We start from the raw sequence: 13,744 nt of genomic DNA, 5'->3' as shown, positions 1-13,744 counted from the left end.
CGCTCAGCGCGCGACGCGGCCCGGCAGGCTGAGATCGCCTGATGTTACCTTGAAGACGTTCTCCACGCACAACAGCGGGTCGTGCACGTTGGCATTGACGCGCAGGCCGGCGGTGACGCCGTCATACTTGAAGTCCCTGGGCGCGCCGATGTCCTTCAGCGGTACGCGGATCTCGACCTTGTCGGTGCCGAAGCCGGGACGGTAACCCGGGCTGTCGATCAGCAGCGGCAGGCCGGGCCAGGTCTTGGGCAGTTTCGGCTTGGCGCCCGGCGGGATGTCCTTGACCTTGAGGCCGGCGGGGCCGCAGGCGGCATCCTTCACCAGTACAACCCAATGGCTGTGCCATTTGGCGCCATCGTTCTTCGGGTCGCCATCGCCGTTCTCGTCCTCCAGCGGCGTGTCGTCGAAGTCAGGGTGGATGGCGGCGGCCAGCGCCAGGATGCCCTGTGCGGTCTCGAAACCGGCAGCGGCGCTGTCGAGCGAGGTCGGCCAGACGTAGGTGTACACCGGCGCGCCCGCGAGCTTGCCGTTGCGGTCGGGGATCAGCGCGCCCGGCGTGCCGGATGTCGCGTGCGTGAACACCAAGGTGTCGCCCTCGACCCGGACTTCCGTGCGCACCAGATCGAAGCCCGGCGCCACCTTGGCGCTGGGGTTGGCCTTGATGGGATCGTGCGCCAGCGCCGGCCAGGCGACGCTGGCGGCGACGGCAAACAGCGCAATGCCTCTCATCATCTCTCCCCTCCGCCTAAATAGTATCGCGGCGATACAATATGGCGATCCCGATCTTGTCAAGATGGTTTATTGGCGATACCAATAGACCATGAGCGGCGACAGGCTCTTCGATCTGGTTGAGCGCATCGGCGCGCTGCTGCGCAGCGAACTGCGCCGGCTGGGTGCGCCTCATGGCCTTGAGCCGGTGCACCTGCAGGCGCTGGCGTATCTCGCGCGCGCCAATCGCTACAGCGACACGCCGATCGCCGTGGCCGAGTTCCTCGGCCTCACCAAGGGCAATGTCTCGCAGCGCCTGATCGCGCTGGAGAAGGCGGGCTTGCTGCGCCGCCGGCCCGACCGCGATGATGCGCGTGTAGTGCACCTGGTGCCGACGGCCAAAGCGCAGACGCTACTGGAGGCGCTATCACCGCCGCCGGCATGGCGCACCGCGACGGCGGCGGTCGCCGGCGATCAGGAAGGGGTGGAAACCGCTCTCGCAACCTTGCTGTCTGCGCTGCAGGGCGCCAACGGGCGGCGCACGTTCGGCCAGTGCCGAAGCTGCCGTTTCCTGCAGCGCAAGGACGGCGCGTTCACCTGCGGCCTGACGCACGATCCCCTCGAGCCGGACCACACGCTGCGCCTCTGCCGCGAGCACGAACCCGCGGCGTGACGGCGCGCCTCAGAATCGAGAAATGTCGGGATGCGCCGGAAAGCCGTCGGGCGTGACGTTCAGATAGGCCGAACCGCGATGGTAGTAGAGGACAGCCGGCGTCTGGACGGCGCCGAGATTGGCGACCTGGACGAACGGCGCGGCGTTTTTGAAGGCCTGCATGGCGGCATGGTATGCCGCTGGATCGTTGCCCATGGCCGGCCTGGGGCGGCGTTCGAGCAAGGGTGTGGGCGGACCGTATCCGGCTGTGTTGCGGGTGATCCGGAAAACGAACGACTTTGTCGCCGACTGGGCGCGGAAAAAGGTATCGCATTCGCGACAGGGATAGGCATCCTGGACGAAGAGGAAGACGCTCAGCCCGCGGAAATTCCGATCGCCGCGGTGGCCGGTGTAGTGGGCGTAGGCCTCGCGTTCGGCATGCTCCCGGTCGCCGTTCGCTGAACCTTGCTGCGGTTGTCCCCAGTTCGTGCTTCCCGGCGTGATCCCATAGCAACTGGATACAACCATGGCCCATGCCCCCATCAGGCGTCACGTTGCCGGCGTACAAGAACATGACGCCACGGAGCGGGCAACCGGTCTTCAGCGTGCCTCGTCGGCCTCGCGCCGGTAGCGCTCGATCAGCCAGGTGATCAGGTTGGTGATCAAGGTCGACGCGCCGAACAGGTAGATGCCGATCTCCGGCCGCAGGCGCACCAGGAAGCCGCCCTGCAGCGAGGCGACCACGACCGCGACGACCAGCACGTCGAGCATCGACCATTTGCCGGCGCCGCCGGCGAGCGCGTGCAACGCCTGGTGCCGGCCATGCGGTGCGAACCACAGCCACGCCGCCAGGACCAGCTTGGCGATCGGGAACGCCACCGAGAACAGCGCGAGCACGATGGCCAGCGGCCATGATCCGCCCTGCCACAGGTCGCCGATGCCCGACAGCACCGACAGCGTTTCGTCGACCAGCCGCAGGCGCGTCACGCGCACCGCCGGCAGCACCAGGCCGGCCACCAGCAGGCCGATGGCAATCACCCAGACGACGGCCAGCACGATGGTGCGGCGAGGAAAGCGGTCGGCCAGCGAGTTCATGGCATGACATTACGGACGTGCGACAAGATCTGTCATCCCGAGCGTAGCGAGGGATCTCCTGAAAGTGGCGCACGTCTTTTCGCAGGAGATCCCTCGCTACGCTCGGGATGACGGTCTGAACCCAAGAAAAAGCCCCGTGCGGTGGCCGCACGGGGCTTGAACGATGCGTTGGTCGCGGCGCTCAGTGCAAGCGCTTGGGCAGCTCGGCGATGGCCTGGTCGATCAGCTCGCCGCCCTGGCCGGCAGCCAGGCGCTCCTGCATCAGCTGGCGCGTGGCGCTGATGGCGGCGGCGACGGCGGCGTTGCGCACGTCGGTGGCGGCCTGAGCCTCGGCATTGGCGATGCGGTCCAGCGCCTGACGCTCGCGCAGCTTGATCGCGGCCTCGAGCTCGGCCTCGGCCTTGACCTTCATGCGCTCGGCCTCGGCCTTGGACTGGGCGATGATGCCCTCGGCTTCCTTGTAGGCCTCGGACTGCTTGCGCTGGTAGTCGGCCAGCAGGTCCTGGGCCTCGCGGCGCAGCGTCTCGGCCTCGTCGATCTGCTTGCGGATGCGATCGGCGCGTGCATCCAGCATGTCGGTCAAGGTCTTGCGGACCTTCCAGACCATCAGTGCGACGAAGATGACAAAGGCGACAGCAACCCAGAACTCGGGCGACTGCAGCAGCGGCTCCTTGTGGCCGCCCGCAGGGTCGGCGGCGTAGGCGGTACCGAACATCAGGCACCTCCCTTCAGCGCCGAGTCGACCGCGGCGGTGAGTTTGCCCTGATCGGCCTGGGCGCCGGTCAGCTTGGTGAACGCCGACTGTGCTACCTCGGCGGCCATGGTCTTGACACCGGCCATGGCCGCGGCGCGCGCCTCGGCAATACGACGCTCGGCGGCAACCAGCTGGGCATTGATGCGATCGCTGACTTCCTGCTGGCGGCGTGCCGATTCGGCACCGGCCGCGTCGGCGGTCTGCCGCGCCAGGGTCTGGGCCTGGCCGCGCGCGTCGGCCAGCGCCTTTTCATAGGCGGCGATCACTGACTTGGTCTCTTCCTTCAGCTTCTGCGCCGTCTCCAGGTCGCCCTGGATCTTGTCCTCGCGCTGCTTCAGGACGCCGGCGACCTGAGGCATCGCCAGCCGCCACATGATGACGTAGAGGACGACGAAGCTGACCACCAGCCAGAAGAGCTGTGTGCCGAAAAAGGCTGGATCGAGTTGCGGCATGGGCCGTTCCCGCGAAGCCGTGCGCCACCGCCGGTCCTACGACCGTCGGCGGCTTGCGGCGAGCGTGATCAGGTGAACAGGATCAGGAACGAGATCAGCAGCGCGAACAGCGCCACCGACTCGGTGAGCGCGAAGCCCAGCATGCCGATGCCGAACACCTGGCCGCGGGCGGCCGGGTTGCGGCCGATGGTGCCGACCAGGGACGAGAAGATGTTGCCGATGCCGGCGCCGACGCCCGCGAGGGCGATCACCGCAAGACCGGCACCGATCATCTTTGCACTGGCGAGATCCATGATTGCTTGTCCTTTCCGTTTTCCAGTTATCCGTTTATGCGCGAGGCCGACCACCCTGGCGTCGCGCGGTACACGCGTGATCAGTGGTCCATGTGGAGTGCATCGTTGAGGTAGATGCAGGTCAAGATGGCGAACACGTAGGCCTGCAGGAAGGCGACCAGCACCTCGAAGCCGGTCAGCGCCACGTTGACGGCCAGCGGCAGCCAGCCGCCCAGCACGCCCAGCGCCACCACGAAGCCCGAGAACACCTTCAGCATGGTGTGGCCGGCCATCATGTTGGCGAACAGACGGATCGCCAGGCTGACCGGCCGGGTCAGGTACGAGAGGATCTCGATCGGGATGATCAGGATCAGCATCGCTGCCGGCACGCCCTTGGGGACGAAGAACGACAGGAAGTGGAAGCCATGCTTGATGAAGCCGATCACCGTCACGCCGATGAACACCACGATCGCCATGCCGAAGGTGACGACGATGTGGCTGGTGAAGGTGAAGCTGTAAGGGATCAGGCCCAGCAGGTTACCGGCCAGGATGAACATGAACAGCGTGAAGATGAACGGGAAGAACACCCGCCCGGCGTTGCCGGCCTGCTCTTGCAGCAGGTTGGCGACAAACTCGTAGGACATTTCCGCCATGGACTGCCATCGGCCCGGCACCAGCGCCCGCTGACGCGTGCCCAGCACCAGGAACAGGGTCACGACCACGACCGCGATCGTCATCCACAGTGCGGAATTGGTATAGGAAATGTCGACGTTGCCGAGCTTGATCGGGATCAACCGTTCGATCTTGAACTGCTCGATAGGACTCGCCACGCCATCCCCCAACTTGCTCGGCCGTGCGGCCGCCTTCAGGTGCCGTCGCTGCCGTCGCGCCGACCCAGGTAGGCCGTGGCGCGATAGACGTTCAACATGCCGGCGGCGCTGCCCAGGAAGAAGAACACCACCATCAGCCACGGCTTGGTGCCGAGCCAGAGGTCCAGCACATAACCGATCCCGACGCCGACCGCGACAGCCGCCACCAGCTCGGTCCCCATACGCATGGCCAAGCCGAAGCCGGTCATGGGCGGCTTGCCGCCCGGGACCGTTTTGCCATCGCCGGACTGTTGCTTGTTGGCGGCCCGCGCTGCGGTGACCCGCGCGTCGAGATCCTCAAGCGACGTCGGCTTGCGCTCATCGGCCATGTTCAGGAGGCTTCCGAACAGCAAACGCCAAGCTTCACACCGACCAGGTACGATTGCACCGAGCCCATGCAAAGCCGCGCGGAACCTAGGGAAAGGCCTGGGGGGTGTCAAGCTTCATTGCGGCAGGGTTAAGGCGTTGAAAATGCCGCAGGATCGGGCAATTGGCAGTGCCATTCCTCCGACCGTCGCCTCGCTCTGCGAGGTCAGACGGGCCGCAATCGCCGTGACGGCGGTCCCAACGTCACAGAAGACCGGCGAGCATGCGGGCGGCGCGGATGGCGCCATCGGCGTCGACGGCCCGGAACGTCACCGGTGCGCGCAGCGCTGCGATCATGGCGTCGGCGATGATGTCGGGCGTGGCCGTCGCAAAATCCATGCGCCGTCCGGCCTGGTGGCGGTCGAGGCGATGGGCGACATGGAATTGCTGCTCGAAATGATGGCCCAGCGGGAAATAGAGAAACGGCGTCTGTGCCGCCGTCAGCTCCATGCAGGTCGTCAGGCCGCCTTGGACGACTGCCAGATCGCAGGCGGCGAGGTGGCGATCGAGATCGGGCACGAATGCGCGCACGTCGACATCGGCCGGTGCGGCGAGCGCGCGCGGGTCGATGCGCGGGCCCGCGACCAGGACCATGCGCATCTCGGGCATTTGCCTTTTGACGATCGGCCAGCTCTGCAGGATGCGCTTGATCAGCGGCACGCCGACGCCCGACCCGCCGACCGTCACGATGCATACGCGTTCGTCGGGGCGATAGCCCAGCGCGCGCCGCAGGTCCGCGCGGCTGCCAAAGGTCCGGGGGTGCGCGCCCAGGATGTAGCCTGCGAAGTCGAAATGCTGGGGCACCCAGTCGCGCATCGCCGGCAGGTCGCGGCCGAACGACTGTGGGATGATATCGTCCGGATCGCCGACGAAGATGGCGCGATCGCGCACGCCGGGATGGCGTTCGATATGCTCGATCATCTCGGCGTTGTAGTCGGTGGTGAGCGCCGCCTCGGGGTTGCCGCCTGACGGCATCGGCAGGTAGCCGACGAAGTCGGTGAACCAGGCGAGCGGCGCGCGTTTCAGTTCCGGATGTTCATGCCAATAGTGATCGACGTCCCAGGCTTCGTCGGCGATCACCAGGTCGTAGCGCGTGGCCTCGACCGCGTCCTGGAAGGTCATGAAATTGGCGATCAGCACCTCGTCCATGCGCCGCAGCGCCTGGAAGCAATGCAGATCGTGCTCGCCCGACTCCAGCTCGAAGTGGCGCGACTCGCTGGCCAGGCGTCGGCTGAGCGGATGGATGCGTTCGCCATTGCCCGCGAGCAGGCGCGTGACGGGATCCTGCGCCAGCCAGTCGACCTCGAGATCGGGCTGCAGCTGGCGCAAGGCGCGCGCAATGGCAAGGTCGCGCCGTCCGTGACCCAGGCCGATGGGGGAGGACAGATAGAGCACCTTCCTGCCCGACCGGCGCGCCGCCCGTTTCGGCACTGTCTTGCCGAGCGTGCGATCCAGGAAGTCGGCGATCAGCGCATTGCATTTCGCCGGAAAGCGGCCCGCCGGGTTGTGGCCGCCGCCTGCGATCGTCACCAGCTCGGCGCCGGTTGCCGCGGCGACGGCCTGTGCCCGCGCGTGCGGCTGGATGCGGTCATCGGCGCCGTGGATGATCAACAGGGGACAGCGGATCTTGCGGTACATCGCCTCGCTGACATCGTGGCTTGGCGCAATGGCCCGCGCGTCCACGGTCTTGGCCAGCACGGCGCCTGATGTGTCGGCAGCCCAGGCGAGGCCATCCTCGATCTGCTTGGTCGAATGCGGTTCGCTGAAGATGTTGCGCACGAAGTGATCGGCGAAGTCCGGATAGTCGGTCATCCAGTACGCACGATTGTACTTGTCCCAGCTCTCGAACCGCTCGCGTTGCGCAAGAAAATGTTGCGGGGCCGCGTAGGGGTAGGCCGGTCCGATGCTGGCGGACGTCCCGACCAGAACCGCGGCCTTCACCCGCTCGGGATGATAGGCCGCCATCATCATGGCGAGCATGCCGCCGAAGGACAGGCCGACGAGTATCGCTTCGCCGGCGTCGGTTGCATCCATGACGGCCAGCGCATCGGCGAAATAGTTGTCGAGCGAGTAGGCGGCTACATCATCGGGCCGATCCGACTTGCCGTTGCCGCGCCCGTCATAGGTGATGCAGCGGAAGCGTTCGCTGAAGTAGGGCAGCTGCGCCTTGTAGACGCGCGAATGAACGATGCTCCAGGGCGGCGGGAAGACGATGGTTTCCGGGCCCTCGCCGTAGGTCTCCCAGTAGAGCTTCACGCCGTCGCGTTCGATGAAGCCATCCTTGCTCGGGAGCTTGGCGCGCATGGTTTTACCCGCTCGACGCGGCGTCTTCCGCCTGGCGCAAGAGATCGCCGATACGCCGCAGCGCGCGGCGCAGCGGCACGCTCTTGCTCTCGAGGCCGAGCAGCTGCAGGCTCTCGGCGCCAATGAACGCATTGGAGATCAGCGCCGCGACTTCCTCCGGCGTGAACGGGCCCAGGCTGCCATGCGCCCGTTCGGCCCGGCGCGCCGCGGCGATGATCAGATCGACCCACCCCCGAATGGCGGCGCGCACGACCTTGGCGATCGTCGGATCGGCCCAGCTCGCCGCGATCAGTTCCTGCAGGACGCGGACATAGCCCGACGCGATGTCGTCATCGAGGTAGTCGCACGCCCGGTCGAGCTGTTGGGAGAATGTCAGCGTCGTGTCGGTGAACATCGCGCTCTGGCGATCGAGCAGCTGGGCATTGAGGTATTCGAAGAGCGCCAGCATCATCCCTTGCTTGGAGCCGAAGTGATAATGGATCTGGCTCAGCGGCACGCCGGCCTCCGCCGCGACATCGCGTGTCGAGAGCCCGGCGTAGCCGGTGCGGCGCAGCACGACCTTGGCGGCTTCGAGCAGCGTTACGCTGGTTTCCGGCTTCTTCGCCACTGCGCGGGTCATTTTACCTCGTCATCATCGCCCGTTGCGGGGAAGGGTCGCAGGATTGCCGGCGGATGGCTACGGGTGCCTGGTGCCGGATCCGTGCCGGTGGGCAGAGCGTCGACACCGGGCAAGATCCTGGAAAAAATGAATCAGGATTTGAATGTACCTTTGAATGTGAAAACGACGATACTGCCGACACCAAATGATGCAACCGACACATTGTTACCTTGAATTCTCGGTCCTTTGACGGTCCACGGCGCGTTCTTCCAGACCGTCAAATCGTGGCTGGACTGCTCTGACAGCAGCAGGCTGTCGGCCTTGATGGTCAATTGCAAGAAATGGACCTTCCTGGCTACTGGAAAGGCCAGGAGCGCCGCATCACTGCGCATGAACAAGCTGATCTTCTTTGAGTGATTCACGCCCTTCATGAAGGTTTCAACGTCAAGCTGGGTCGTGGTCTGTTCGGACAGCATGATCCAGCTCTTGGAACTCTCGGTGGAATCGCCGCTGCCGAGGGCAATGACCGGCACGGTGCGGCTTACCGGTTTGTTGCTTGTCATCCATTCGGCCCATGACGAGATGCTGAGTGCCATTTGCAGCCTCCTCGGATTTCCGATCGCAAACCTTTGCCGGTTGATGGCTACGGGTGCTTGGCGCCGGTGGGCACCGGATCCGTGCCGGTGTCGCCGGCGGCCTTGCGGCCGGGGAGCGGGATGAGCATCCCCACCTGTTCGCGATAACGCCGGTATTGGTCGCCGAACAGCGCGATCAGGTCGCGTTCCTCCAGGTAGATCCCGATCAGGATGTAGCCGGTCGTCGCGACCGCGAAGAGCAGGTGGCCCATCGTCATGGACGGCGTCGCCCAGAAGGCGAGCAGGAAGCCGAGATAGATCGGATGGCGCACCCGCTTGTAGAGGAAAGGCGTCTTGAACGTGGGTGGCGGCAGCGACCGGCGGCGCAGCCGGGCATAGACCTGGCGCAGGCCGAACAGCTCGAAGTGGTTGATCAGGAACGTGCTGAGCAACACCAGCCCCCAGCCGATCCAGAAGATCGCCTGCAGCACCGCGACGCCGGCGGGATGCGTGACCGACCACACCGGCTGCGGCAGCGGCCGCCACTGCCAGTACAGCAGCAGCAACGCCAGGCTGGCCAGCAGCACATAGGTCGTCCGCTCGACCGGGTGTGGCACGATCTGCGTCCACCAGCGCTTGAACCCCGGCCGCGCCATGACGCTGTGTTGAATCGCGAAGAGACCCAGCAGCAGGACGTCGACGACGATCGCCAGGCCGAGCGGGCCCGGCGTGCCGCTGTCGACCGTCTTGGGCACCGGCAGGTTGCCGACGAAAGCGATCGCGTAGAGGAAGGTCCCGAAGAAGATCAGATAGACCACGACGCCGTAGAGCACCGAAGCGAAGCCGGCCATGGCGGATGCCTCCCTTTAGATTTGTTCGGTCGACCGACCGATATACATAAAATAATTCGGTCGGCCGACCGAGTCAAGCGGATCGGTGGAAACGCTCGCGAAGGGAGGTGGCGTTATGCCAGCGCGGCGGGACGACAGACCCGACGCCACAACGCCCCTATGCGATTGCCCGGGTTTGACCGGACCCTGCACCGGGCTAAGCTCACGGCGATCCTGCGGAGAATGCCGTCATGGCTGCGCTGTCGCCTTCCTCGAACGTCCTGCCGCAAGACGGCTTCGTCGTCTTCGCCAAGGAGGACTGCCCGACCTGCCAACTCGTCGCGCCGGTGTTGCGCACCCTGGCGCGCGCCGATCACAGGCTGGTCGTCTACTCGCAGGACGATCCGGCTTTCCCGGCCGACCTCGACGTGGTCGACGACACGTCCCTGGAGCAGTCGTTCCGCCTCGATGTCGAGACCGTGCCGACCCTGATCCGGTTGCGCGACGGCCGCGAGGTGGCGCGCACGGTGGGCTGGGACCGCGGCGAATGGGAACGGATCACCGGCCTGCAGGCGCTGGGCGATGGCCTGCCCGGATTCCGGCCCGGCTGCGGATCGAAGAGCCGCGATCCCGGCGTCTACGAACACCTCGTCGCCCGTTTCGGCAATCCCGGCCTGGGTGCGCGCAAGATCACGCTGAGCGACTGGGACGACGAGGCCGAGGCCTGCTTCGATCGCGGCTGGACCGATGGCCTGCCGGTGGTGGCGCCGACCGACGCGCGCATCCTGCGCATGCTGGGCGGCACGACGCGCAAGCCCGACGAGATCGTCGGCCTGATCCCGCCCAACCTGGCGCCATGCACGGTCGAGAAGGTGGCGATCAATGCCGTGATGGCGGGCTGCAAGCCGGAATACATGCCGGTGGTGCTGGCGGTGGTGGAGGCCGCGCTCGATCCGGTCTTCACCATGCACGGCCTCTTGTGCACCACCTGCTTCTCGGGCCCGGTGATCGTGGTCAACGGGCCGATCACGCGCGCCATCGGCATGAACTGGGGCATCAACGCGCTGGGGCAGGGCAATCGCGCCAACCTCACCATCGGCCGCGCGCTGCAGCTGGTCATCCGCAATGTCGGCGGCGGCCGGCCAGGCGAGATCGACCGCTCCACCATCGGCTCGCCGGGCAAGATCAGCTGCTGCTTCGCCGAGGACGAGACCGATCCGGACTGGCAGCCGCTGTCGGTGGCGCGCGGCATTGCGCCGGGCAGGAACGCGGTGACCTTGTTCCAGGGCTATGGCCTGCAGGCCTGCATGGATCAGCGCTCGCGCACGGCCGAGGAGCTGTCGCGCTCGCTGGCGCTGTCGCTGTCGGCGGTGATGCACCCCAAGCTCTACAGCGCGACGGCGGCGATGCTGGTGCTGTCGCCCGAACACTATGCGATCTTCCGCAGCGCCGGTTGGGATCGCGCCCGCATCGAGGACAGCCTGCTCGCCGACTCCACCCGCCCGGGCAAGGATCTCGTGGCCGGTGCCCAGGGCATCGCCGAGGGCATGCCGGCGAAGTTCGCCGATATGATGGTGCCCAAGTTCTGGCGCGGCGGCCTGCTGGTCGTGCGCGCCGGCGGTCCGGCCGGGCTGTTCTCCGGCATCCTCGCCGGCTGGCCCGGCACCGGCATCCGTGATCAGACTCAACCCGTGACCAGGGAGATCCAGCCATGAGTTTCTCGATGCGTGATCCCACCGCCGAGACCGGCAGCCAGCGCCGGCCGCGCACGCCGCCGCCGGCATCGCTGGAAGGCGCCACCGTGGCGCTGCTCGACATCGGCAAGCTGCGCGGCAGCGAATACATCGACCGCCTGCAGGCGCGGCTCGACGAGCGCGGCATCGCGTCGAAGCGTTATCGCAAGCCGACACCCTCGCGCGTGGCGTCGACGGCGTTGCTGCAGCAGATCGCGACCGAGGCGCAGGTCGCGGTCATCGCGCTGGCCGATTGAGGCTCCTGCATATCGTGCAGTCTGCACGACATCGCTGATCTCGACGGACGCGGCATCGCCGCCGTCAACGTCACGACCGAAGTGTTCGCGGATGCGGCCGCGGTGCAATGCGACTCGCTGGGACTCGATCCGGCGCTGATCTACCTGCCGCACCCGATCCAGAACCGCACCACCGCTGAACTGCACGCGCTGGCCGACGCCACTGTTGAACAGATCGTGGCCCTGCTTCAGCGTTGACGCCTCGCCCCGTGCGAGCGGGGCGAGGAGAGAAAGCCCGATGGATGGTCAAGACGACGCGCAGCCGATGGTCGCCGCGGGCCCGGGCTCGCCGTGGGAAGTGTTCGCGGTCTTCCTGAAGCTGGGCCTGACGTCGTTCGGCGGGCCGATCGCGCATCTCGGCTATTTCCGTGATGAGCTGGTCGTGCGCCGGCGATGGATCGACGAGCCGGGCTACGCCGACCTCGTGGCGCTCTGCCAGTTCCTGCCGGGGCCGGCGTCCAGCCAGGTCGGCTTTTCGCTCGGCGTGCTGCGCGGTGGCGGCCTGCTGGGCGGGCTTGCGGCATGGTTCGCCTTCACCATGCCGTCGGCCGTCTTTCTGTTCGCCTGTGCGCTGGGCGCGGCGGCGTTCACCGGGCCGGTCGCATCCGGCGTGCTGCACGGCCTGAAGCTGGTCGCCGTCGCGGTGGTGGCGCAGGCGATCTGGGGCATGGCACGCAGCCTGGCGCCGGACTCGCCGCGCGCCGGCATCGCGCTGGCCGCGATTGTCGTCGCGGTGTTTGTCGGCGGATCGTGGGGCCAGATCGGCGCCATTGCGCTGGGCGCCGTGGCCGGATGCTGGCTCTGCCGCGCGCCGCCGGCGGCGGTGTCGGGGCACCTGCGCTTTCCGGTGTCGCGCCGTGCGGGCGTGCTGGCGCTCGCTGCGTTCGCGGCGCTGCTGGTCGTTACGCCGCTGATCGCCGGCGCGACCGGCAACCCGGCCGCCGCCCTGTTCGATGCCTTCTATCGTTCCGGCGCGCTGGTCTTCGGCGGCGGTCATGTCGTGCTGCCGCTGCTGCAGGTCGCGGTGGTGGCGCCCGGATGGGTCAGCGACGCGGCGTTCCTGGCCGGCTACGGCCTGGCGCAGGCGGTGCCCGGGCCGCTCTTCACCTTCGCCGCCTATCTCGGCGCCGTCATGGGGCCGGCGCCGCACGGCCTTGCCGGCGCGGCCATCGCCCTGGTCGGCGTCTTCCTGCCCGGCCTGCTGCTGGTCTACGGCATGCTGCCGTTCTGGGACGCGTTGCGCACGCGCCCCCTGGCGCAAGCCGCCATGCGCGGCACCAACGCGGCGGTCGTCGGCATCCTGGCCGCCGCGCTCTACGATCCGGTGTGGACCAGCGCCGTGCTGTCGTCGCGCGACTTCGTGCTGGCGCTGGCCGGCTTCCTGCTGCTCACGGTGTGGAAGGCGCCGCCCTGGATCGTCGTCCTCGTACTGGCGGCGGCTGGTGCCGTATCACGCACGCTCGGCTGAGGCTCGGTGCGCCATGTAGAGATGCGTTTCGTAGTCGAACGCGAAGGCGCCGCCGTAGCCGTCGATCGCGGTGGCGATGGCGTCGAACACCGCCGCGCGCTGGGCCGGTGCCATCACCTGGTGATCCGACCGTGTGCGCAGGAAGGCCAGGTAGCTCGCCGTGGTGTGGCGCCATTGCCAGGGATAACAGCGGTGCGTGACCGGGCCGAAAAACGCCGACGCCTCGAACGCGGGCTTGAACGGACCGTCGGGCAGGTACCAGGCCTCCGGCGGCGGCCCCTGATAGCCGATGTGCCGCTGGTATATCTGTTTGAACTGCGCGAGCAGCGGTGGGTCGAGTCCGACCGGAACGTGGCCGAAGACGGCGAGCGTTCCGTCCGACGCCAGCACCTCGGCCGCCTTGGCGAATCCCATGTCGGGCGAGACCCAGTGCCAGGATTGCGCCGCGGTGATCAGGCGGAACGGCGTCGCGGCCGGCGACCACGCCTCGAAAGTGGCTTCGGCAAATGCGACGTCGGGGAACGCGGCCAGCGCCTCGCGCGCGGCGCCGATCATCTGCGGTCCCGGATCGAGGGCCAGCATGGCAAAGCCGCGCGTGGCGAAACTCTTGGTGGCCTGGCCCGTGCCGCAGCCGACATCGAGGATGACATCGCCGGACCGCAGGCCCGCATACGCGATGACATCGTCGATCAGGGCATCGGAATAGTCGGGTCGCACGGCCTGATACGCCCGTGCGACCTGGTCGAAGGCAAAGCGTTGCTCCATGACGTCT

Annotated in this window: 17 protein-coding genes; 4 read left to right on the top strand and 13 right to left on the bottom strand. The window is 67.1% G+C overall.

All coding sequences use genetic code 11. The features are described from left to right. Positions 1-3: 3 nt before the first annotated feature. Positions 4-732 carry a hypothetical protein gene (locus tag FQU96_RS38105; protein WP_218575034.1) on the bottom strand — a complete coding sequence of 243 codons (729 nt, stop codon included), beginning with the start codon at positions 730-732 and terminating at the stop codon, positions 4-6. An 88-nt stretch (positions 733-820) separates the two neighbouring features. On the opposite strand from FQU96_RS38105, the gene FQU96_RS38100 reads away from it, so the two are divergent. Continuing rightward, positions 821-1,381 carry a MarR family winged helix-turn-helix transcriptional regulator gene (locus FQU96_RS38100; protein WP_146546654.1) on the top strand — a complete coding sequence of 187 codons (561 nt, stop codon included), beginning with the start codon at positions 821-823 and terminating at the stop codon, positions 1,379-1,381. A 9-nt stretch (positions 1,382-1,390) separates the two neighbouring features. Here FQU96_RS38100 and FQU96_RS38095 read toward each other — a convergent pair whose 3' ends face one another. From FQU96_RS38095 to mddA, 11 genes are all read right to left on the bottom strand, one after another. After that, a complete protein-coding gene (locus FQU96_RS38095) occupies positions 1,391-1,888 on the bottom strand; it encodes a hypothetical protein (RefSeq protein ID WP_146546653.1) in 498 nt (165 codons plus the stop codon). Between the two features lie 72 nt (positions 1,889-1,960). Continuing rightward, positions 1,961-2,455: a paraquat-inducible protein A gene (locus FQU96_RS38090; RefSeq protein ID WP_146546652.1), complete on the bottom strand. Its 495-nt coding sequence runs from the start codon at positions 2,453-2,455 to the stop codon at positions 1,961-1,963. A 181-nt stretch (positions 2,456-2,636) separates the two neighbouring features. Next, positions 2,637-3,170 (bottom strand): F0F1 ATP synthase subunit B, encoded by a 534-nt coding sequence (locus FQU96_RS38085; protein ID WP_146546651.1) that lies wholly within the window; start codon positions 3,168-3,170, stop codon positions 2,637-2,639. Continuing rightward, the gene (locus FQU96_RS38080; RefSeq protein ID WP_146546650.1) at positions 3,170-3,661 is read right to left on the bottom strand and encodes a F0F1 ATP synthase subunit B'; all 492 of its coding nucleotides are present in this window, start codon (positions 3,659-3,661) and stop codon (positions 3,170-3,172) included. The genes FQU96_RS38085 and FQU96_RS38080 overlap by 1 nt, the downstream gene beginning before the upstream one ends. Before the next feature lie 68 nt (positions 3,662-3,729). After that, a complete protein-coding gene (locus tag FQU96_RS38075; protein WP_146546649.1) occupies positions 3,730-3,954 on the bottom strand; it encodes an ATP synthase subunit C family protein in 225 nt (74 codons plus the stop codon). An 80-nt stretch (positions 3,955-4,034) separates the two neighbouring features. Next, positions 4,035-4,763 carry a F0F1 ATP synthase subunit A gene (locus FQU96_RS38070; protein WP_146546648.1) on the bottom strand — a complete coding sequence of 243 codons (729 nt, stop codon included), beginning with the start codon at positions 4,761-4,763 and terminating at the stop codon, positions 4,035-4,037. Positions 4,764-4,798: 35 nt separating this feature from the next. After that, positions 4,799-5,131 (bottom strand): AtpZ/AtpI family protein, encoded by a 333-nt coding sequence (locus FQU96_RS38065; protein ID WP_146546647.1) that lies wholly within the window; start codon positions 5,129-5,131, stop codon positions 4,799-4,801. A gap of 241 nt (positions 5,132-5,372) precedes the next feature. Then, a complete protein-coding gene (locus FQU96_RS38060) occupies positions 5,373-7,472 on the bottom strand; it encodes an alpha/beta hydrolase (protein ID WP_146546646.1) in 2,100 nt (699 codons plus the stop codon). A gap of 4 nt (positions 7,473-7,476) precedes the next feature. Continuing rightward, a complete protein-coding gene (locus FQU96_RS38055) occupies positions 7,477-8,091 on the bottom strand; it encodes a TetR/AcrR family transcriptional regulator (RefSeq protein ID WP_146546645.1) in 615 nt (204 codons plus the stop codon). Between the two features lie 131 nt (positions 8,092-8,222). Beyond that, positions 8,223-8,666 carry a hypothetical protein gene (locus tag FQU96_RS38050; RefSeq protein ID WP_146546644.1) on the bottom strand — a complete coding sequence of 148 codons (444 nt, stop codon included), beginning with the start codon at positions 8,664-8,666 and terminating at the stop codon, positions 8,223-8,225. A gap of 47 nt (positions 8,667-8,713) precedes the next feature. After that, entirely contained in the window at positions 8,714-9,496 is a 783-nt protein-coding gene (gene mddA, locus FQU96_RS38045; RefSeq protein WP_146546643.1) for a methanethiol S-methyltransferase, read from the bottom strand. Positions 9,497-9,726: 230 nt separating this feature from the next. Between mddA and FQU96_RS38040 the strand changes: the two genes are divergently transcribed. The 3 genes from FQU96_RS38040 to chrA are packed head-to-tail and all read left to right on the top strand — an operon-like array spanning position 9,727 to position 12,972. After that, positions 9,727-11,190 carry a thioredoxin family protein gene (locus FQU96_RS38040; protein WP_178131051.1) on the top strand — a complete coding sequence of 488 codons (1,464 nt, stop codon included), beginning with the start codon at positions 9,727-9,729 and terminating at the stop codon, positions 11,188-11,190. Further along, positions 11,187-11,702, top strand: a complete 516-nt coding sequence (locus FQU96_RS43090) for a UGSC family (seleno)protein (RefSeq protein WP_304623184.1) — start codon at positions 11,187-11,189, stop codon at positions 11,700-11,702. Before FQU96_RS38040 ends, FQU96_RS43090 begins: the two co-directional genes overlap by 4 nt. Before the next feature lie 40 nt (positions 11,703-11,742). After that, entirely contained in the window at positions 11,743-12,972 is a 1,230-nt protein-coding gene (chrA, locus tag FQU96_RS38030; RefSeq protein ID WP_178131049.1) for a chromate efflux transporter, read from the top strand. Here the strand turns inward: chrA and FQU96_RS38025 are convergent. After that, positions 12,955-13,737: a class I SAM-dependent methyltransferase gene (locus tag FQU96_RS38025; RefSeq protein ID WP_146546642.1), complete on the bottom strand. Its 783-nt coding sequence runs from the start codon at positions 13,735-13,737 to the stop codon at positions 12,955-12,957. The genes chrA and FQU96_RS38025 overlap by 18 nt on opposite strands. Between the last annotated feature and the right edge of the window lie 7 nt (positions 13,738-13,744).

This window comes from Reyranella sp. CPCC 100927 (genome assembly GCF_007859315.1).
GTDB lineage: Bacteria > Pseudomonadota > Alphaproteobacteria > Reyranellales > Reyranellaceae > Vineibacter.
The sequence above is the reverse complement of the archived record's forward strand: the minus strand, read 5'-3'. Positions and strand labels throughout refer to the sequence as shown.